The sequence below is a fragment of the Agromyces sp. NPDC057865 genome, assembly GCF_042796995.1.
GTDB lineage: Bacteria > Actinomycetota > Actinomycetes > Actinomycetales > Microbacteriaceae > Agromyces.
In genome coordinates, this window is sequence record NZ_JBHVMJ010000001.1 from 1,511,162 (window position 1) to 1,530,121 (window position 18,960).

17 protein-coding genes and 1 tRNA gene are annotated in these 18,960 nt (G+C 71.0%); 9 read left to right on the top strand and 9 right to left on the bottom strand.

Annotated features, from left to right (window positions below):
* Positions 1-24 precede the first annotated feature (24 nt).
* Positions 25-1,341 carry a DUF4032 domain-containing protein gene (locus ACFVN5_RS07170; RefSeq protein WP_376954183.1) on the bottom strand — a complete coding sequence of 439 codons (1,317 nt, stop codon included), beginning with the start codon at positions 1,339-1,341 and terminating at the stop codon, positions 25-27.
* A 115-nt stretch (positions 1,342-1,456) separates the two neighbouring features.
* Entirely contained in the window at positions 1,457-2,557 is a 1,101-nt protein-coding gene (locus ACFVN5_RS07175; protein WP_376954184.1) for an ABC transporter ATP-binding protein, read from the bottom strand.
* A gap of 298 nt (positions 2,558-2,855) precedes the next feature.
* Between ACFVN5_RS07175 and ACFVN5_RS07180 the strand changes: the two genes are divergently transcribed.
* The 3 genes from ACFVN5_RS07180 to ACFVN5_RS07190 all read left to right on the top strand — a co-directional run bounded on the left by ACFVN5_RS07180 (position 2,856) and on the right by ACFVN5_RS07190 (position 5,094).
* A complete protein-coding gene (locus ACFVN5_RS07180) occupies positions 2,856-3,794 on the top strand; it encodes a DsbA family protein (RefSeq protein ID WP_376954185.1) in 939 nt (312 codons plus the stop codon).
* A 95-nt stretch (positions 3,795-3,889) separates the two neighbouring features.
* Positions 3,890-3,962 (top strand) — tRNA-Thr (locus ACFVN5_RS07185).
* Position 3,963: 1 nt separating this feature from the next.
* The gene (locus ACFVN5_RS07190) at positions 3,964-5,094 is read left to right on the top strand and encodes a DMT family transporter (RefSeq protein ID WP_376954187.1); all 1,131 of its coding nucleotides are present in this window, start codon (positions 3,964-3,966) and stop codon (positions 5,092-5,094) included.
* On the opposite strand, the gene ACFVN5_RS07195 is transcribed toward ACFVN5_RS07190, so the two are convergent.
* Both ACFVN5_RS07195 and msrB read right to left on the bottom strand, forming a co-directional pair.
* Positions 5,091-5,645 carry a nitroreductase family protein gene (locus ACFVN5_RS07195; RefSeq protein WP_376954188.1) on the bottom strand — a complete coding sequence of 185 codons (555 nt, stop codon included), beginning with the start codon at positions 5,643-5,645 and terminating at the stop codon, positions 5,091-5,093. The two genes, ACFVN5_RS07190 and ACFVN5_RS07195, sit on opposite strands and share 4 nt — an antisense overlap.
* Positions 5,642-6,049, bottom strand: coding sequence for a peptide-methionine (R)-S-oxide reductase MsrB (gene msrB, locus ACFVN5_RS07200; RefSeq protein ID WP_376954190.1), 408 nt, complete (start codon positions 6,047-6,049; stop codon positions 5,642-5,644). Before msrB ends, ACFVN5_RS07195 begins: the two co-directional genes overlap by 4 nt.
* A 199-nt stretch (positions 6,050-6,248) precedes the next feature.
* Between msrB and ACFVN5_RS07205 the strand changes: the two genes are divergently transcribed.
* From ACFVN5_RS07205 to ACFVN5_RS07230, 6 genes are all read left to right on the top strand, one after another.
* On the top strand, positions 6,249-6,548 hold the full coding sequence (locus ACFVN5_RS07205; protein WP_376954192.1) for a DUF3263 domain-containing protein: 300 nt from the start codon (positions 6,249-6,251) through the stop codon (positions 6,546-6,548).
* 32 nt (positions 6,549-6,580) lie between these two features.
* Positions 6,581-7,126 (top strand): LytR C-terminal domain-containing protein, encoded by a 546-nt coding sequence (locus tag ACFVN5_RS07210; protein WP_376954194.1) that lies wholly within the window; start codon positions 6,581-6,583, stop codon positions 7,124-7,126.
* Positions 7,127-7,333: 207 nt separating this feature from the next.
* On the top strand, positions 7,334-7,534 hold the full coding sequence (locus ACFVN5_RS07215; RefSeq protein WP_376954195.1) for a cold-shock protein: 201 nt from the start codon (positions 7,334-7,336) through the stop codon (positions 7,532-7,534).
* A 163-nt stretch (positions 7,535-7,697) separates the two neighbouring features.
* Positions 7,698-8,756, top strand: coding sequence for a DUF3048 domain-containing protein (locus tag ACFVN5_RS07220; RefSeq protein ID WP_376954196.1), 1,059 nt, complete (start codon positions 7,698-7,700; stop codon positions 8,754-8,756).
* A 205-nt stretch (positions 8,757-8,961) separates the two neighbouring features.
* Positions 8,962-10,581 (top strand): chaperonin GroEL, encoded by a 1,620-nt coding sequence (groL, locus tag ACFVN5_RS07225; RefSeq protein WP_376954197.1) that lies wholly within the window; start codon positions 8,962-8,964, stop codon positions 10,579-10,581.
* A gap of 382 nt (positions 10,582-10,963) precedes the next feature.
* Entirely contained in the window at positions 10,964-12,313 is a 1,350-nt protein-coding gene (locus ACFVN5_RS07230) for a hypothetical protein (RefSeq protein WP_376954199.1), read from the top strand.
* A gap of 19 nt (positions 12,314-12,332) precedes the next feature.
* Here ACFVN5_RS07230 and ACFVN5_RS07235 read toward each other — a convergent pair whose 3' ends face one another.
* The 5 genes from ACFVN5_RS07235 to ACFVN5_RS07255 all read right to left on the bottom strand — a co-directional run bounded on the left by ACFVN5_RS07235 (position 12,333) and on the right by ACFVN5_RS07255 (position 18,928).
* Entirely contained in the window at positions 12,333-12,875 is a 543-nt protein-coding gene (locus ACFVN5_RS07235) for a hypothetical protein (protein WP_376954200.1), read from the bottom strand.
* Positions 12,872-15,640, bottom strand: coding sequence for an FG-GAP-like repeat-containing protein (locus tag ACFVN5_RS07240; protein ID WP_376954201.1), 2,769 nt, complete (start codon positions 15,638-15,640; stop codon positions 12,872-12,874). Before ACFVN5_RS07240 ends, ACFVN5_RS07235 begins: the two co-directional genes overlap by 4 nt.
* A gap of 239 nt (positions 15,641-15,879) precedes the next feature.
* Entirely contained in the window at positions 15,880-16,170 is a 291-nt protein-coding gene (locus tag ACFVN5_RS07245; protein WP_376954203.1) for a WXG100 family type VII secretion target, read from the bottom strand.
* Positions 16,171-16,335: 165 nt separating this feature from the next.
* On the bottom strand, positions 16,336-18,204 hold the full coding sequence (locus tag ACFVN5_RS07250; RefSeq protein ID WP_376954205.1) for an ATP-binding protein: 1,869 nt from the start codon (positions 18,202-18,204) through the stop codon (positions 16,336-16,338).
* A gap of 31 nt (positions 18,205-18,235) precedes the next feature.
* Positions 18,236-18,928, bottom strand: a complete 693-nt coding sequence (locus tag ACFVN5_RS07255) for a response regulator transcription factor (RefSeq protein WP_148733976.1) — start codon at positions 18,926-18,928, stop codon at positions 18,236-18,238.
* Positions 18,929-18,960 lie beyond the last annotated feature (32 nt).

Here is an 18,960-nt window from a genome sequence, read left to right on the forward strand (position 1 = left end):
CGGACCGCCGCCGTCGCGCCCGGCTCAGACCTTGAGGCGCCAGTCCTCCTCGTCATCGGGATCGACGACGGCGATGGCCGAGGTCTCGGGCGCGACCAGGTCGAGCGTCGCCGTCGACCCCGTCGGCGGCCCGATGACCGTCGCCTCGTCGCGCCGATGCCGCAGCACGGTGTTGACGTAGGAGGAGACCGCCTCGGCGAGCGGGATGTCGTGCCCCGCCTGCTGCGCCATGAACCAGCGGTGCTCGAGCAGCTGGTGGAACACCTCGGCGGGCTCGAGCTTGCCGCGGAGCTCGACCGGGATCGCGCGCACGACCGGCTCGAAGACGCGCATGAGCCACTCGTGCGCGACCATCTCCTCGTCGAGGTCGGCCTTGCCGTACGCCGCGCGGTAGGAGTCGAGGTCGTTGAGCAGACGGCGGGCCTGGTTCTCGCCGGCGTCGAGACCGGTGAGCCGCAGGAGGCGCCGCTGGTGGTGCCCGGCGTCGACGACCTTCGGCTGGATCCGCACGGTCGTCCCCGTGTCGTCGGTGCGGATCGCGAGCTCCTCGATGTCGAACCCGAGGTCGTTGAGCCGGTTGACCCGCTCGTTGATGCGCCACCGCTCCGCCGTCGAGAACGACTCCGAGCCGGTGAGCTCTTTCCAGAGGCTGCGGTACGCCTCGACGATGCCGTTCGAGATGCGCACCGGGTCGAGCTCGTCGGCCACGCGGCCGCCCGCCTCGAGGTCGAGCAGCTCGCCGGCGATGTTCACGCGCGCGATCTCGAGGTCGTTCTCGCGCTGGCCGTTCGAGAGGCCGCCCTCGTAGAGCTTCCCGGTCTCGGCGTCGACGAGGTACGCCGCGAAGGCGCCGGCGTCGCGACGGAACAGCGTGTTCGAGAGCGACACGTCGCCCCAGAAGAACCCGACGATGTGCAGGCGCACGAGGAGCACCGCGAGGGCGTCCACGAGGCGCGTCGCCGTGTCGGGGCGCAGCGTCTGCGAGAAGAGCGCACGATAGGGGAGGGAGAAGCGCAGGTGCCGGGTGACGAGCACGGGCTTCAGCTCCTCGGCCTCGGCGTCCGTGCGGTTGGTGATGACGGCAACCGGGTCGACGCACGGGATCTCGAGCCGCTGCAGCATCCGCAGCATCTCGTACTCGCCCTTGGCCATCTCGGCCGTGGTCTCCTTGATCGCCACGACGTGCCCCGCCAGGTGGGCGAAGCGCACGAGGTGCCGGGAGATGCCCTTGGGCAGCGCGGCGATCGTGTCGTTCGGCCACGACTCCAGGGGAAGATCCCACGGCAGGTCGAGCAGGGCGGGGTCGGCCATGGCCGACGTGATCGAAAGTGAACCGCTCATCGTCGTTCAGCGTAGCCGGGCGGCACGGATGCCGCAGGCACGGCGATGGCGCGGAAACGGCGATGCCGGCCGGGGCGAACCCCGGCCGGCATCATCGGATGTCGCGTCGTGGACGTCAGGCCACGACCGGCTTCTTGCTGAGGCGCTCGCCCGTCTCCGAGTCGAAGATGTGGACGTGGTTCGGCGTGGCGGTGAGGTAGACGCGCTCGCCGGCGTTCGGGTGGTTGCGGCCGTCGACGCGCGCGACGATGTCGGTGCGCTTGCCCTCGACGGTCGAGTGGCCGTAGAGGTAGCCGTCGGCGCCGAGCTCCTCGACGAGGTCGACGTCGACCGCGAGGCCTTCACCCTCGTGGGGCGAGACGGTGATGTCCTCGGGACGCACGCCGATCGTGGCGACCTTGCCGCTCGACTCGGCGAGCGTCTCGCGGTCGACCGGCACGGTCGCGGTGCCGAACTTGATGCCGTCGTCGACCAGGTCCGCGTGGAACAGGTTCATGGCCGGCGAGCCGATGAAGCCGGCGACGAACACGTTCTGCGGCTGCTCGTAGAGGTCGCGCGGGGTGCCCACCTGCTGGAGGACGCCGTCCTTGAGGACCGCGATGCGGTCGCCCATGGTGAGGGCCTCGGTCTGGTCGTGGGTGACGTAGACCGTGGTGACACCGAGGCGGCGCTGGAGCGACGCGATCTGGGTGCGGGTCTGCACGCGGAGCTTGGCGTCGAGGTTCGACAGCGGCTCGTCCATGAGGAACACCTGCGGCTGGCGCACGATCGCGCGGCCCATGGCGACGCGCTGGCGCTGGCCGCCCGAGAGCGCCTTCGGCTTGCGGCTGAGGTACGGCTCGAGGTCGAGCAGCTTCGCGGCCTCGAGGACCCGAGCGGCACGCTCCTCCTTGCCGACGCCCGCGATCTTGAGCGCGAAGCCCATGTTCTCGGCGACGGTCATGTGGGGGTACAGCGCGTAGTTCTGGAAGACCATGGCGATGTCGCGGTCCTTCGGCGGCACGTCGGTGACGTTGCGGTCGCCGATGAAGATGTTGCCCTCGTTCACCTCTTCGAGGCCCGCGAGCATGCGGAGCGAGGTGGACTTGCCACAACCGGAGGGGCCGACGAGGACGAGGAACTCGCCGTCTGCGATGTCGAGGTCGAGCTTGTCGACCGCGGGGCGGGTGCCACCGGGATAGAGCCGGGTGGCCTTGTCGAACGTGACCGTTGCCATGGTTCTGCTTCTCCTTCACCGGCAGGTACGTGCCGGACGATCCGTAGTGAATGGATGAGTGCGTCGCCGTCGACGCCCGCTCAGTATCGCATACGCGAAAGCGGGGTCCGAATCGGGGTCGGCACGCCCGGCTCCAGTGGTCGCGCGGAGGCGCCGCGGGACGTGGGGCGTTCTCCCATGTCGGACGCGGCCCGCACGCGGCATCCGCTTGGGTGATTCCCAGACACGCTTCCTACTATCGTGGGTGCGTTCGCATGCATTCGCGCGCGCCCACACAGCGACCGGAGTTGACCATCTGATGACCTACGGCGGATCCAATCAGCCACGCCAGACCCGTAACGAACGCAGGGACGCGGCCCGGGAGAAGGCCCGGATCCTCCGGGAGGAGCAGAAGAAGCGGGAGCGTCGCAACAAGGTCCTCATCCAGGGCGGCATCATCGTCGCGGTCATCGCCATCGCCGCACTCGTCGGCACCCTGATCTTCCAGAGCGTGAAGCCCGCCGGCCCCGGCCCGCAGAACATGGCGAGCGACGGCATCGTGCTCACCGCCGGCGAGGACGGCGGCATCGTGGCCGTCGAGACGCCCGCGCTCAAGGCCGGCGAGGACCCCACGCCGACTGTTCCCGACGAGAGCGGCGAGGTCGCCAACATCGTCATGTACATCGACTACCTGTGCCCGTTCTGCGGCCAGTTCGAGGCGACGAACTCGGATTCGATCCGCACCATGGTCGAGTCGGGGGCCGCCACCCTCGAGGTCCACCCCATCGCGATCCTCACGAACAAGTCGGCCGGCACGCAGTACTCGCTGCGCGCGGCCAACGCCGCGGCGTGCGTCGCGAACTCGTCGCCCGACTCGTTCTTCGACTTCAACGCGATCCTCTTCGAGAACCAGCCCGAGGAGGGCACGTCGGGCCTCACCAACGAGGAGCTGAAGTCGCTCGCCGGCGACGCCGGCGTCTCGAGCCAGTCGACCATCGAGCAGTGCATCGACGACGTGCAGTTCAAGTCGTGGGTGCAGGATGCCACGAACCGCGCGCTCACCGAGCCGATCCCGAACACCGACCCCGAGCTGCCCTCGGTCACGGGCACCCCGACGGTGCTCGTGAACGGCCAGCAGTACGGCGGCTCGCTCGAGGACCCGCAGGAGTTCCAGGCGTTCGTCCTCCAGGCCACGAGCGCGACGTTCAACGACTCCGAGTCGACCCCGACGCCCACGCCGACGCCCTCGCAGCAGTAGGGCGCCGTCGGCTTCACCGACTGCATCACCGAAGGCCCGGCACCGTGCCGGGCCTTCGTGCTGTCGATAGGATGTCGGGAAGGCATCGCGCCCTCGCCGGCTTGGCGCAATTGGTAGCGCACCGCTCTTGTAAAGCGGTGGTTGCGGGTTCGAGTCCCGCAGCCGGCTCTTGACCGAGAATCCCAGCACGGATGCCGCGGCCACGGCCGCCCCGTCCGAGCACCAGCACCGCCATGCCCACGTGGAGCGCACCCGCCTCCCGATGTGGCTCGCGATCGTCTTCGCGCTCGCCTGCGGCGCCCTGACCGCGCTGCAGTCGCGCATCAACGGGCAGCTCGCGCACGCGATCGACGACCCCTACACCGCCGCGGCGATCTCGTTCGGCAGCGGGCTCGTGATCCTGCTCGTCGTGCTCGCCGCGTGGCGGCCGGGTCGCCAGGGCTTCGGCCGGGTGGCGCAGGCCCTGCGCGAGCGGCGGCTCGCGTGGTGGATGGTGCTCGGCGGCCTCGCCGGCGCGTGGTTCGTGATCACGCAGGGGCTCTCGGCGGGCGTGGTCGGCGTCGCCCTCTTCACCGTGGCGATCGTGGCGGGCCAGACGCTCGGCGGCATCGTGTTCGACCTCGTCGGACTCGGTCCGGGCGGGCGCCGCCCGCTCACGCCGAACCGCGTGATCGGCGCAGTGCTCGCCCTCGCCGCGATCGGCTGGACGGTGTCGGCGCAGCTCGCGCACGACGTGCCCATCCTGCTCATGCTCCTGCCGTTCGTCGCCGGCATCGGCGCGGCCTGGCAGCAGGCGGTCAACGGCCGGGTGCGCAGCGCCGCCGAGAGCGCGCTGACGGCCACCGTCTTCAACTTCGGCGTGGGCACCTCGGCGCTCGTCGTGGTCATGCTCGTGCACGCGGCATCCGCCGGCTGGCCCGAGGCGATGCCGACCGAGTGGTGGCTGTACGCGGGCGGGGCTATCGGCTGTGTCTTCATCGCCGGCCAGGCCGTGCTCGTGCGCATCGTCGGCGTGCTGGTGCTCGCCCTGTGCGGCGTCGCCGGCCAGCTCGCGGCTGCCCTGTCGCTCGACCTGCTCCTGCCCACGGCCGGCCGGCCTGTGGACTTCGCCACCATCGGCGGCACGGTGCTCGCGCTCGTCGCGGTCGTCATCGCGAGCGTCGGCTGGACGCGTCGCCGGCACGCGATCCCGCCGACGCCGCGCACGGGCGCGATCCCCGTCGTCGCGCCCGACGGCACCCCGCCGAAGCACGCCGGGTCGGAGCCCGGGTCGGAGCCCGCCGAGGCCGATCGCGCCTAGTCGAGCACCGTGAGGCGGCTCGCCGCGATGCGATCGGTGCGGCGCTCGCCGCGGCGCCCCTCGGGCAGGCCTCCGACGTAGAGCCAGCCGAGCAGGTGCTCGTTCGCGGCGAGGCCGTGCACCTCGGCGACGAGCGGATGCCGCGTGTACGGGCCCGTTCGCCACATCACGCCCCAGCCGGCCTCGTCGAGCAGCAGGCTCAGCAGGTGGGCGACGCCGGCCGCCGATGCTTCCTGCTCCCACACGGGGACCTTCTCGTGGTCGGGGACCGTCACCGCGACGACCCCGAGCAGGAGCGGCGCCCGGAGCGGCTTGCCCGCGAGCTTCGCCGCCGCGTCGCCCTCCGCACCCGCCGCCGCCGCGAGCGCGGCACCGAGCCGCTCCCGCGCGGCGCCGCGCAGCGCGACGATGCGCCACGGTCGAAGCGACGCGTGATCGGCGACGCGCGACGCCGCCTCGAGCAGCTCGAGCAGGGCCGCGTCGTCGGGTGCGGCATCCGTCACCTTCGAGGCGGAACGCCTGGCGAGCGCCGCCTCGAGCGCCGAGGTCATGCCGAGGACTCCGGCGTGAAGTCGAGGGCGATCGAGTTCATGCAGTACCGGTCGCCCGTGGGCGTGCCGAAGCCGTCGGGGAACACGTGGCCGAGGTGCGAGCCGCAGTTCGCGCAGCGCACCTCGGTGCGCGTCATGCCGAGGGAGGTGTCCTCGATGAGCTCGACGGCCTCGGGTCGCACGGACTCGTAGAAGCTCGGCCAGCCGCAGCCCGAGTCGAACTTCGTGCCGCTCTTGAACAGCTCGGCGCCGCACGCCGCGCAGGCGTAGACGCCGGCGCGCTCCTCGTCGAGGAGCTCGCCCGTCCACGGACGCTCGGTCGCCGCCTGGCGCAGCACCGCGTACTGCTCGCCGGCGAGCTCGGCGCGCCACTCCTCGTCGGTCTTCTCCACGCGATACGCCACGGGGCGCTCCTTCCGATCTGCTGCCGTGATGGCCGGCATCCATGCTCGCAGGTCTTCCTGCAAGCGGGTGCAACGCCCGGCGGATGCCCCGTGTTCCGCGCACGGGCGACGCACACGCCGCGACGCTCGGCCGACACTCGGCGTCCGGTCCCTAGGATGTGCTGCAGGCGGCGACCGCCCGCCGGGGACGGGAGGACGCATGACCGCCGAGCGCGTGCCCGCCCGCGACGACGGCGGGACCGGCCTCGACGACCGCGCGAGGCGCGTGCTCGCGTTCGAGGGCCGGGCGTGGCAGCAGGCCGGCCTCAAGGCGGAGGCGATCCGCGAGGAGTTCGGGATCTCGGCCGCCCGTTACTATCGGATCCTCGGCGAGCTCATCGATTCGCCTGCAGCGCTCCGGCACGACCCCATGCTGATCAAGCGCCTGCAGCGGATGCGCGAGGCACGCGCGGCGACGCGCGCGCGTCGCTCGCTCTCGATCGGCCGACCGCTCGACTGAGCACGGCCCCCGACCCCCGACGACTGGACCCCATGGCGCAGAAGTTCCCCCGCGATCGATTCGACTCCATCCCGCACGGCATCGAGCGGGTGGGGGCCCACCGTGCTCCGGCGCGGCGTGGTGCGCGCTGGGTGGCGTTCGGCTGGGCCGCGCTCGCGACCGTCGTGCTCGTCGCCGTGGGGATCGGCGCCGTGATCGTGTTCAACGACCGACTGAACTTCGGCGACACCGGGGTGGCCACGCCCACGCCGACGCCCGTCGCCACGGTCGCTCCGACCGTCGCGCCCGACATCCCGGTCACCGTCCTCAACGGCACCACGACGAGCGGTCTGGCCGCGCGCGCCGCGGAGACGCTGACGGCCGCCGGCATCCCGGTCGGCACGACCGCGAACGCGAGCGAGCAGGACCTCGAGGAGACGGTCGTCTACTACGCGACGGCCGACCTCGAAGGTGCGGCGCGAGGCGTCGCCGCCGCGATCCCCGAGGCGGACGTGCGCCTCGACGCGAAGTTCGCCGAGGTGGGCACTCCGCTCGTGCTCGTGGTGGGATCCGACTACGCAGCCGCCACCGGCGGTTGATCGCGACCGAATCGTTGCCATTCTGCGACATTTCCTTGCGTCCGGCCTCTTGTGCCGCGACGTCACGTCGTTAGTATCTGGAATTGGTCGCTCTATCCCGTGTGAAACGCCCGGTGCCGAACGAGGTGCCTCGTCAGCACGAACGAGGGGGCCCGGTACAGGCGACAGGCACGTGCTGATCGACACACGGCAACATGGGAGCAACGCATGGCGAACGGAACCGTCAAGTGGTTCAACGCTGAAAAGGGATACGGGTTCATCACGGTCGACGGGGGCCAGGACGTGTTCGTCCACTACTCCGCGATCGACATGGCGGGCTACAAGGTCCTCGAAGAGGGCCAGCAGGTCGTCTTCGAGGTCGGCACGGGCGCCAAGGGTCCGCAGGCCGAGGCCGTCCGCCCCGCCTGATCCCCACGAGCTTGAACGCGCCGCCGGTTCGCCGGCGGCGCGTTCGTGCATCCCTAGGCGGATGCCGCGCACACCCGTGTGCCCGGTTCTGGGGGTGCGCGGGGCCCATCGATCGGTGCGCCGGACCTCCCCGGGGGTACTCCCGCATGGTTAGCATGGCGCCATGGCACGGCGTGCCCGCCCGGTCCTGGGGCGCAGGGGTGTGCCGCTGGTCGCGATCGCGGCATCGGCACTGCTCCTCTGCGCCTGCGACGCGGGCTCCGTCGACCTGATCCTGCCGACCCCGACGCCCACGCATGAGGCGCGTCCCGCGGTCGACGCCGTGCCGATCGGGATCGCGTTCGCCCCGCTGCGCGGCACCCCGGCGGACGCCGCGGCGCTGCGGCACCCGTCGCTCGCCGCGAAGATCGACAACCACTGGGACGCACGCCCGCAGATCGCGCTCAACCGCACCGACCTCGTCTACGAGGAGCTCGTCGAGGGCGGGCTGACCCGGTACCTCGCGGTGTGGCACTCCGACGTGCCCGACGAGGTCGGCCCCGTTCGATCGGTACGCCCGATGGACCCGCTCATCGCCGCCCCGCTCGGCGGCATCATCGCGTACTCGGGCGGGCAGCAGTACTTCGTCGACCTGATGCATTCGACGCCGCTGCTCAACCTCGTCGGCGACGAGGACGATGGCACCTACTTCGATCGCGCCGACGATCGGGAGATTCCGCACGACATGATCCTCGCCGCGGCCGCCGCCGTCGCCGCGAACGCCGGGCTCGCCCCGCCGCCCGTGCAGTTCGCCTACGGCACGGCCGACCCGCTCGCCGCCCCCGCGCTCGCCGCGACGCCGACGTCGCGCATCGACCTCGTGTTCTCGGAGACGAGCAGCCCGTCGTGGGAGTGGGATCCGACGACCTCCGTGTGGCTGCGCTCGCAGGAGGGCACGCCCGACCTCGAGGCGTCGGGCGACCGCATCAAGGCGACGAACGTCGTCACCCTGCGCGTCGCGATCGAGTGGCCCTATGAAGAGGTGCCGTTCACCGCGCTCACCGGCACCGGGGAGGCGTGGGTGTCGACCGCCGGGCGGACCGCACACGGCACGTGGACGAAGCCCGACGCCGACGCGAGGATCACGCTCACGGCCGACGACGGCTCGACGCTCCGGCTCGCGCCGGGCAACACCTGGATCGAACTCGTTCCGAACGAGGGCTCCGCCGCCTTCGCGCCCTGATCGAGCGACGGATGCCGCGACGCCGCGTCGCGCCGGGCGACCGCGCCGTCACGCGCAGGGCGAACACGGCGCCGACGGCACCGCGCGGCATCCGTGCTCGCTTGCACTCGTGGCGGTCGAGTGCCAGAATCGTCTTTAGCACTCACGCGATTCGAGTGCTAAACCCCAAGATTCTTGGACGTCCGGGAAGGGACGAGAGACACACATGGCAAAGATCATTGCTTTCAACGAGGAGGCCCGCCGCGGTCTCGAGCGTGGCCTCAACACGCTCGCCGACGCGGTCAAGGTGACCCTCGGCCCGCGCGGTCGCAACGTCGTGCTCGAGAAGAAGTGGGGCGCTCCCACCATCACGAACGACGGCGTGTCGATCGCCAAGGAGATCGAGCTCGACGACCCGTACGAGAAGATCGGCGCCGAGCTCGTCAAGGAGGTCGCGAAGAAGACCGACGACGTCGCCGGTGACGGCACCACGACCTCGGTCGTGCTCGCCCAGGCGCTCGTGCGCGAGGGCCTTCGCAACGTGGCCGCCGGCGCAGACCCCATCTCGCTGAAGCGCGGCATCGAGAAGGCCGTCACGGCCGTCTCCGAGGAGCTCCTCGCCGCCGCCAAGGAGGTCGAGACCAAGGAGGAGATCGCCGCCACCGCGTCCATCTCGGCCGCCGACCCCCAGATCGGCGAGATCATCGCCGAGGCGATCGACAAGGTCGGCAAGGAGGGCGTCGTCACCGTCGAGGAGTCGAACACCTTCGGCACCGAGCTCGAGCTCACCGAGGGCATGCGCTTCGACAAGGGCTACCTGTCGGCGTACTTCGTCACCGACCCCGAGCGCCAGGAGGCGGTCTTCGAGGACCCCTACATCCTGATCGTCAACAGCAAGGTCTCGAACATCAAGGACCTGCTGCCCATCGTCGACAAGGTGATCCAGACCGGCAAGCAGCTGCTCATCATCGCCGAGGACGTCGACGGCGAGGCGCTCGCGACCCTGATCGTGAACAAGATCCGCGGCATCTTCAAGTCGGTCGCCGTCAAGGCCCCCGGCTTCGGCGACCGTCGCAAGGCGCAGCTCCAGGACATCGCGATCCTCACCGGCGGCCAGGTCATCTCCGAGGAGGTCGGCCTCAAGCTCGAGAACGTCACCCTCGACCTGCTCGGCCAGGCGCGCAAGGTCGTCATCACCAAGGACGAGACGACCATCGTCGAGGGCGCGGGCGACCCCGAGCAGATCGCCGGCCGCGTGGCCCAGATCCGCTCGGAGATCGAGAACACCGACTCCGACTACGACCGCGAGAAGCTCCAGGAGCGCCTCGCGAAGCTCGCCGGCGGCGTGGCCGTCATCAAGGCGGGCGCGGCCACCGAGGTCGAGCTCAAGGAGCGCAAGCACCGCATCGAGGACGCCGTCCGCAACGCGAAGGCCGCCGTCGAGGAGGGCATCGTCGCCGGTGGTGGCGTGGCCCTCATCCAGGCCGGCCAGAAGGCATTCGCCAACCTCGAGCTCGTGGGCGACGAGGCGACCGGTGCCAACATCGTGAAGGTCGCCATCGAGGCGCCGCTCAAGCAGATCGCCCTCAACGCGGGCCTCGAGCCGGGCGTCGTCGCGGCGAAGGTCGCGGAGCTCCCCGCGGGTCATGGCCTCAACGCCGCGACCGGCGAGTACGGCGACCTCGTCGCCCAGGGCATCATCGACCCCGCCAAGGTGACCCGCTCGGCGCTGCAGAACGCCGCGTCGATCGCCGGCCTCTTCCTCACGACCGAGGCCGTCGTCGCCGACAAGCCCGAGAAGAACCCGGCTCCGGTCGGCGACCCGACGGGCGGCATGGACTTCTGACCTGAAGGTTGAGGCTTCGCAGAAGGCTCAACCGAAAGGTCGGGGTTGAGTAGGCCCGCGAAGCGAGCCGTATCGAAACCCAGTCCGCACACCTCAGGGCCTCGTGCCCGAACGCGATGGGCGTCTCCTCCGGGAGGCGCCCATCGTCGTGTTCGGGGCGCGGCCGTCGTCCCACGTGCGGACCCCCTTTCCCCGTGTCGCGGCCGCGTACCCATGGGGGACACCTGCACGCCGACGGCCCAAGCAGCCAGCACCCCCAGAACTGGCGGCAGTGCGAGCGTCGGCGCCGGTCTAGCATCGTCCTGAGCGCACGCCCGACCCGAACCCCGAGCACGAGATCGCCGTCTCTCGGAGTCGGACGCCCGTTCCCTGGGGTATACCGATGAGTTTCTCGATCGCGACCGCGAAGGCCGACATCACGCCTGCGGCCGGCGTCAACCCGTACATGGGCGGATACGGGGTACAGGGCCCCCTCCGCGTCGTGACGAGCAACACCCCGCAGCTGCATCCGCTCTGGGCGCGCTGCATCGTCCTCTGGGAGGACAGCTCCCCGCACGTGATCGTTTCGCTCGACATCCTGGGGATCCCCCGCAGCATGCACCAGGCGCTCCGGCCGCGACTCATCGCGCTCGCGAGCTGGACCTCGGCCGACATCGTGTTGGTGGCGAGCCACACGCACAACGGGCCCGCCGTCGGCGACATGCTCGACCCGTTCATCGCCTACGACATCAGCAATCGCGATCAGATCGAGGCCTACACGAGCTGGTTGCAGGACCGCGTCGTCACGCTCGTGAAGGACACGCTCGCCGCGTCACGCACCACGGTCACGCTGGACTACCGCGTGGGTTTCGCCGGGTTCGCCTTCAATCGAGTCGGCCTGCCGACGGTCGAGACGGCCGTCCCGATGATCACGGCGCGGGCGTCGAACGGATCGCGCCGCGCGATCATCTACAGCTACGGATGCCACCCGGTGAGCGCCGGATGGCAGGAGGAGTGGGACGGCGACTGGCCCGCTGAGGCCAGCGACATCATCGAGGACGACGCGGGCGCGTTCGCGCTCTTCCTCCCCGGGCCCGCCGGCGACCAGGATCCGGCGGGGGACCGCGGGTGGGACCTCCGCAACGAGCACGGTGCGACGATCGGCAACCTCGTCGTGAGCGCGTCCGGATCGGCCGGTCGCGCGCTCACCGGTCCGATGCGGACGCAGTTCCGTGAGGTGTCCCTGCCGCTCGACATCGTGGCCACACCTGCCAACCTCGCCGCCGTGCGCGCCGCTTTCGTGACGCGCATGCAGAATCCCGACGGTCAGCCCGCGTGGTACCAGCGTCACGCCGAATCCATGATCACGCGGATCGACAGCGGGACGTACGCCACGAGCATCCCCAACCCATCGCAGGTGTGGCGGTTCGGCGGGAGCCCCCAGCTCAAGATGGCGTTCGTGGGCGGCGAGCTGGTCAGCGGCTACGCCGCATATTTCCGCAATCGGCAGGGTGGATCGAACGCGCTCTTCATCGGCGGCTACGCCAACGAGACGTCGTGCTACGTCCCGGCGAACAACTTCCTGCCCCCGCTCGCGCCGTCGTTCGGCAGCTACGAGGGCGGCTGGGACCCCGACTACCCCGGCATCGCGGGCGGAAGCATGGTCGTGTACCCGCAGATCGCGCATTTCCGCGCCGGATCCTCCGGGGTCGAGAGCGCCGTCATCGGGGCGCTGACGGAGCAGCTCGCCTGAGCCGCCCTGCCGGATCCGGTCAGGCGGTCGCCTCGAGCCATGCGGCGAACGCGCGCGCCTGCGGCGCCTGCGGGGCGAGGGCGAGCGAGCCGGCGACGATCCCGCGACCGAGCTGGCGCAGCTTCGCATCCAGGTTCGCCGGCGGGATGCGCGTGCTGGCCGCGAGCACGGTGAGGTAGGTGGTCTCGCGATCCGCGACCGGACCGTCGACCGACTCGACCACGTCGACGATCGCGGACTCCTCGGCCGTCAGCCGGAACTCGGTCGCGCCGACGTAGCTGACGGTGCAGTCCGTCACGGCGAGGTAGTACGGCGCGGCCCAGACTTCTTCGAGCCGGGCGAGCGGCGCGAGGTCGGGGACGGGCGTCTTGACCGCGAACCGGTAGCGCGGTTCGGCGGGAGCCGCGGCCTTCGCCGTCCGTACGCGTGTTGGCAGAGCGGTCGCCGGCTCGGCTCGGGAGGTCGTGGCGATTCCGACGGACAGCACGGCGGCCGCCCCCAGGCCCAGGAGTGCGCGCCGACTGATCATCGTGGCGTCGGCATCGAGTCGTCGAGGCTTCATGAGATCACCGTCATTCCACCCCAACCGGTGCCGATGAGGCGCACCGTCCGCCATCCGCCGGCGCCGTTGCCAGGGTAGAGCAGCAACTGCCCGGAGCCGTCGCGTGCGACCACGTCCCGGTTCCCGTCGCCGTCGACGTCGCCGGGCCCGAGGATCGCCGTCATGACGTTCCAGCCGCTGCCGATCGTGCGCGAGGCCTTCCATCCGCCGGTGCCGTTGCCGGGGTAGAGGAGCAGCGCGCCGCCCGAGTTGCGTGCGATGACGTCTGGGCTGCCGTCGCCATCGAAGTCGCCGGGCCCGAACACGGACGTCATGACGTTCCAGCCGGTGCCGACCTGTCGCGCGGTGCCGAGCCCGCCGGTGCCGTTGCCCGGGTAGAGCATCAGGTTCCCCGCCGCGTCGCGGGCGAGCAGGTCGCGCTTGCCGTCGCCGTCCCAGTCACCGGGGCTGAAGATCATCGACAGCCCGCCCCAGCCGGTCGCGATGACCTCGGCTGCGCCGATGCCGCCGGCGCCGTCGCCGCGATGCAGCCGGAGCTCGCCGTTCGTGGCGCGGGCCAGCACGTCGGGACGAGCGTCACCGGTCCAGTCGCCGACCGCGATGACGGCGTTCACGCCGGTCCAGCCGCTGGCGATCTGGCCCCACCCGAGCCATCCGCCCGTTCCGTTCCCGCGGTACAGCCAGAGCTGGCCCGAGGAGTTCAACGCGAGCAGGTCGATCCTGCCGTCGCCGTCGTAGTCGTGCGGTTCGGTGGAGGTCGGCTTCGGTCGCACGACGTACGCCTGGGAGACCACGGTCGACGGGTTCCCCGCGGTGTCGATGGCGAGGAATCGCAGCGTGACGTTGGCGTTCAGGACGATCGGCGACGTGTACCGCGTCGAGGACGCCGTCGGCGTGCTGCCGTCGGTCGTGTAGTAGATGCTGGCCGGTTCGTCGGCCGACAGGGTCACCTGCTGGCCGACGTCGTACGTGCCGGCGCCGGGAGTGGCGCTCACGACGGGTGCGCGCGTGTCGGGCACGACGAACTGGAAGCCGCGCGTCGCCGTCGCCGTGTTGCCCACGGCGCTGCGCGCCTCGACGGTGAAGGTGTGGGCGCCGGCCGTCAGCCCGGTGTAGCTCTTCGGCGACGTGCATGCCTCGAACGCCTGCGAATCGATGCGGCAGCGGAAGGTGACACCCTGCGCCGAGCCTGCGTTGAATTCGAACGTCGCCGTGCTGGTCATCGTCTGCCCGTCGGCGGCCGGCGCCGTGATGACCGGCGACGGCGCCGCGAGGTCGACCGTGAAGGTCGAGGTGCGTGCGGGACCGACGTTGCCCGCCGCGTCGGTCGCGATGATCCGCAGCACGTGCTGGCCCGCCGTGGTGAACGTCAGGGTCTGCCCCGTCGTGCAGACGGTGCCGGCGACGGACTCGGCGGCGTCGATGGCGCAGCGCAGGACCGCGCCCGCCTCGGCGACCACATCGAGGGCGACCGTCTTGCCGATGGTCGAGCCGTTGGCCGGCACGCGGATCTCGGGCGCCGCAGGTGCGGTCGCGTCGACGGTGAAGGCGCGTTCGACGGGAGTCCCCACGGCTCCGACGCGCACGCCGAAGCGGTGCGGCCCGTCGGCGAGCGCGGGCGATGCCGTGACGACGCCCGGCGAGCAGGAGGTCCAGTTGACGTTGTCGAAGGCGCACTGCAGCGGCACCTGACCGGCGACGGCGATCGTGAACGACGGGGTGGCGTCGTTCGTGACGGCCGGGTTGGGCGACGGCGTGCCGTCGGCGTTCGTGGGACCGGAGACGATCGTCGGCAGCAGCTCGCCGAGCTCCCACACGGTTCCCTTGGCGGTCTGGACCGGGTTCGCCAGAAGGCCCGGGTCGTCGGCCACGAGGGCGAGGTCGCGCCGCAGCGCGAGGCCGCCGATCCGGCTGTACCCGGTCGCCCAGTTCGCCTCGACCTGTCCGGTCTTCGTCATCACGCGGGTGACGGTGTCCGTGCCGGCGGATGTGGCCGAGGCCGTGCCGGCGTACAGGATCCCGGTCGTCTGGTCGAACAGCAGCCGGGAGGGGCTGCCGATGGCGTACGAGGCGGTGGGCGACCCCGTGCCGCCGCCGGAAAGGGGCGCGAGGAACGAGGTCAGGCCCGAGGCCTCAGCGACGTAGACCCGGACGCGCCCGGACTCCGTCGCCCCGGCCGCCACCGCGCGCGCGCCGGTGTTCGCGAGGAACGCGATGGTCTGCACGGAGGGCTGGTTGGCGACGGGATCGGGCACGCGCACGACGGTGCGGGCGCGTTCGAACACGACGTAGGCGCTGAGGTCGGGACCGACCGAGACGGCGACCGGCCGCAGGTCGCCGCCGAAGAGCGTCAGGCTGCTCGCGTACTTGAAGGTCGCCGTCGCCGGGTCCCACTTCGCGCGGACGACCTTGGCCGAGTTCACCGCGGCGTCGGGGACGAGGGCGAGCTCGTCGCCGCTGCCCTTCGCAGTCGGCGTCGGGTCGAGCAGGGCTGCGGCGCCGGGCTTCTGCGGGCCCTTCTGCACGCCCGTCGTGCCGCCCAGGCAGGTCGCGGGCTCGATCGCGCCCGGGCTCGTGACCGAAGCCTCGGCGATGCGGCAGAACCCCTGCACGGCGTCGGAGACCCAGACGCGGCCTGCGGGGTCGACCAGGAGCCCGCCGGGGGCGGTGACGCCCTGTGCGATGGCCCGTTTCGGCTGGTCGGCCCAGGCGGACGTCGGACCGACGAGGACCATGGCGAACGTGGCGAGGACGGTCGCGATCACGCTGACCGCGCGACCGACCCCCGGACGTCCTGCGCGTGCATCGGAACGCACGCGCGTCCGGACAGGGGCTGCTGTGCTCCCAGGCATGACACGCTTTCACGGTGGTAGGGACTCGGGTTCGAGGTGTGATTCAGGCTACGCTGCGGGCGAGCCTCTCCGCGTACCCCGATCCGGGGGGTAGGGAGCGACCGGCGCGCCGTCTGCGAGGTGCGACCCGAGGTGCCCGGTCGAGGCGCCGATCACCGCAGGAACAGCCGTGCATTGGCGTGCTCCGCCTCCGAGTACTGGGTCGCGGCGATGCCGAGGGCGTGGCTGAGCTGCGCGAGGCTCTGTTCGACATGCATTTGTGTCCCCCGCCAGTCGGCGACCGCCGCCTGGAAGGCCGTGGCGGCCTGGCCGGTCCACGACGACTGCAGGCCGGTGAGCTGCGCGACAAGCGATCCCACCTCCGACTGGATGCGGCCGATGGTGCCCTGCACCGACTGGGTGGCGGCGGACACCTGCGCGGCGTCGACGTGATAGGTGGTCATCGTGGTCCCTTCATCGGTGGGTGGGGACCCCACGGTAGGTCGACGCCTCGTGGCCCGATCTCGCGGCGGGGACGTGCGGTACGCGGCATCCGCTCGACCGCCGATGTCGAGGACGAGTGACCCGACGCCGCGCGCGAACGCGGCGGTCGACGCGACGCCGGGCGCTCAGGCCGACGTGACCGACTGCGGCGCCGCCGACGAGCCCGCGAGCGGCAGCGACACGCGGAACGTCGCGCCGCCGCCCGGCGTCTCCACGACGTCGACCGAGCCGTTGTGCGCCGCGATGATCGACGACACGATCGCGAGCCCGAGGCCCGACCCGCCGGTCTCGCGCGTGCGCGACGTGTCGGCGCGCCAGAAGCGCTGGAAGATCTTCTCGCGGATCTGCGGCGGGATGCCCTCGCCGTGGTCGACGACCTCGATCATGGCGCGCTCCGCCGCGTCGTTGACGGACACCCGGATCTCGATCGGGCTGTCATCGGTCGTGAACCGGATCGCGTTCGCCATCAGGTTCGTGATGACCTGGCGGATCTTGTTCTCCTCGGCGAGCACCACTGCGCGTCGCACGGGCGCGATGACCGTGCCGTCGGTCACGGTCGTCGCGGGCAGCGACTCGTCGCCCTGCGGCTCGACGGTCGGGTAGGTCGTGATGCGGGCGTCGGCGGTCGACGAGGTGCGCGCCCGGGCCGACTGGCCGCGACGCGATCCGGATGCCGCGGCGCCTGCGCGCTGGCCCGCCCCGCGTCGCGCGGTACCCGACGTCGGCGACTCGCCGCCGCCGCGGGGGCGCCGTCCGCGCAGCCGCGCCAGGGTGGCGCCCGCGAAGGAGATCGCGCCCGCCGCCGGACGGTCGGGCTCCAGCTCGACCTCGAGCTCTGGGGTCGCCTGGCCCGCGGCATCCGCACCGCCGAGCTCTTCGGGTGCGATCACGGTGACCGTGCGGCCGGGGTTCGCAGCCATGGCGTCGAGCGCTGCGTCGCGGGCGAGCGGCACGAGGTCGACCTCGGCGAGCTCGAGCGGCTTCGCCTCGTCGAGCCGCGCGAGGGCCAGGAGGTCCTCGACGAGGCCGCCCATGCGGATGGCCTCCTTCTCGATGCGGTCCATCGCCTGCGCGACCTCGTCGGGCGTCTGGAGCGCGCCCATGCGGTAGAGCTCGGCGTAGCCGCGCACCGAGACGAGCGGCGTGCGCAGTTCGTGCGAGGCGTCGCCGACGAACCGGCGCATCTGCTCGATGGTGCGCGCGCGGTCGCGGAACGCCCGGTCGATGCGGTTGAGCATCGTGTTGAGCGAGCGGTTCAGGCGCCCGACCTCGGTGTTCGGGGTGGCGCCGCCGAGGCGCTGGCCGAAGTCGCCGTCGGCGATGGCCGCGGCCGTGCGCTCGACCTCGCGCAGCGGGGTGAACGTCGAGGTCACGAGCATGCGCGTGAGCAGGGCGCCGACGAGCACCACGCCGAGGCCGAAGCCGAGGAAGATCGTGAGGTACACGGCGAGCAGCCGCTCGGTGTCCTTCGACGAGATCGCGATGATGATCGGCGCGTAGTTGCCGTGCTGGTCGGCCGTCATGAGCGCGCTCACCGCGCGGAAGGTGGGCTGGCCGCTCTCGTCCTCGAGCTGGTAGACGGTGTACTTGCCGCTCTGGCTGCGCTCGTTCGTGACGTTGACCTCGGCGACCGTGAGGCTCGACGGGATCTCGGGGTAGGACCCGCTGTCGCGCGCCTCCCAGTTGTGGTCGTAGAGCTTCGCCGTGATCGGGTCGTAGATCGCGACGAACACGTCGTCGGACGACGCGAACGAGAGGTCGTCGAGGTTCGCCTTCGCACCGGGCATGTTCTGGCCCTCGAAGTACTTGTCGAGGCTGCCCGCGGCGATGGTGTCGAGCTTGGACGCCATCTGGTCCTCGACGTAGGAGCGCAGCATGGCCGCGGTCCCGATGCCCGAGACGAGCAGTCCGAGGGTCAGCATCAGCACCGTCACCCCGGTGATCTTGGTGCGCAGCGAGATGCGGTTCCACCGCTCGGAAATCGTCTGATGCATGGCGGGCCGAGTCTAGGCGGCGAAGCCTGAGTCAGGGCTTGGAGGACTTCAGCATGTACCCGAATCCTCGCTTCGTCTGGATGAGCGGCTCGCTGGAGTGCTGGTCGAGCTTGCGGCGCAGGTAGGAGATGTAGCTCTCCACGATGCCGGCGTCGCCGTTGAAGTCGTACTCCCAGACGTGGTCGAGGATCTGGGCCTTCGACAGCACGCGGTTGGGGTTGAGCATGAGGTAGCGCAGGAGCTTGAACTCGGTGGGGGAGAGCTCGACGGGCACGTCGCCGACGAGGACCTCGTGCGTGTCCTGGTCCATCGTGAGCTCGCCGGTGCGGATGACCGCGTCCTCCTCGGCGTGCATCGTGCGGCGCAGGATCGCCTTGATGCGCGCGACGATCTCGTCGAGGCTGAACGGCTTGGTGACGTAGTCGTCGCCGCCGACCGTGAGGCCGGTGATCTTGTCCTCGGTGTCGTCCTTCGCGGTGAGGAAGAGGATCGGCGCCGTGTACCCGGCCGACCGCAGGCGCTTGGTCACGCCGAAGCCGTTCATGTCGGGCAGCATCACGTCGAGGATGATGAGGTCGGGCTCCTCCTCGAGGACTGCGCTGATGGTCTGCGCGCCATTGCCCACGGCGCGCACCGCGAACCCGGCGAACCTGAGGCTCGTCGTGAGGAGGTCGCGGATGTTGGGCTCGTCATCGACGATGAGAATGCGGGGTCCATCGCTCATGACCCTCATTCTCTTGAAGTTCGCTGTGATTC

Excerpts from the sequence above, each read along its gene's own strand:
- ACFVN5_RS07170 (WP_376954183.1), bottom strand. The coding sequence starts at position 1,341 with ATGAGCGGTTCACTTTCGATCACGTCGGCCATGGCCGACCCCGCCCTG.
- ACFVN5_RS07175 (WP_376954184.1), bottom strand. The coding sequence starts at position 2,557 with ATGGCAACGGTCACGTTCGACAAGGCCACCCGGCTCTATCCCGGTGGC.
- ACFVN5_RS07180 (WP_376954185.1), top strand. The coding sequence starts at position 2,856 with ATGACCTACGGCGGATCCAATCAGCCACGCCAGACCCGTAACGAACGC.
- ACFVN5_RS07195 (WP_376954188.1), bottom strand. The coding sequence starts at position 5,645 with ATGACCTCGGCGCTCGAGGCGGCGCTCGCCAGGCGTTCCGCCTCGAAG.
- ACFVN5_RS07205 (WP_376954192.1), top strand. The coding sequence starts at position 6,249 with ATGACCGCCGAGCGCGTGCCCGCCCGCGACGACGGCGGGACCGGCCTC.
- ACFVN5_RS07210 (WP_376954194.1), top strand. The coding sequence starts at position 6,581 with ATGGCGCAGAAGTTCCCCCGCGATCGATTCGACTCCATCCCGCACGGC.
- ACFVN5_RS07215 (WP_376954195.1), top strand. The coding sequence starts at position 7,334 with ATGGCGAACGGAACCGTCAAGTGGTTCAACGCTGAAAAGGGATACGGG.
- ACFVN5_RS07220 (WP_376954196.1), top strand. The coding sequence starts at position 7,698 with ATGGCACGGCGTGCCCGCCCGGTCCTGGGGCGCAGGGGTGTGCCGCTG.
- groL (WP_376954197.1), top strand. The coding sequence starts at position 8,962 with ATGGCAAAGATCATTGCTTTCAACGAGGAGGCCCGCCGCGGTCTCGAG.
- ACFVN5_RS07230 (WP_376954199.1), top strand. The coding sequence starts at position 10,964 with ATGAGTTTCTCGATCGCGACCGCGAAGGCCGACATCACGCCTGCGGCC.
- ACFVN5_RS07235 (WP_376954200.1), bottom strand. The coding sequence starts at position 12,875 with ATGAAGCCTCGACGACTCGATGCCGACGCCACGATGATCAGTCGGCGC.
- ACFVN5_RS07245 (WP_376954203.1), bottom strand. The coding sequence starts at position 16,170 with ATGACCACCTATCACGTCGACGCCGCGCAGGTGTCCGCCGCCACCCAG.
- ACFVN5_RS07250 (WP_376954205.1), bottom strand. The coding sequence starts at position 18,204 with ATGCATCAGACGATTTCCGAGCGGTGGAACCGCATCTCGCTGCGCACC.
- ACFVN5_RS07255 (WP_148733976.1), bottom strand. The coding sequence starts at position 18,928 with ATGAGCGATGGACCCCGCATTCTCATCGTCGATGACGAGCCCAACATC.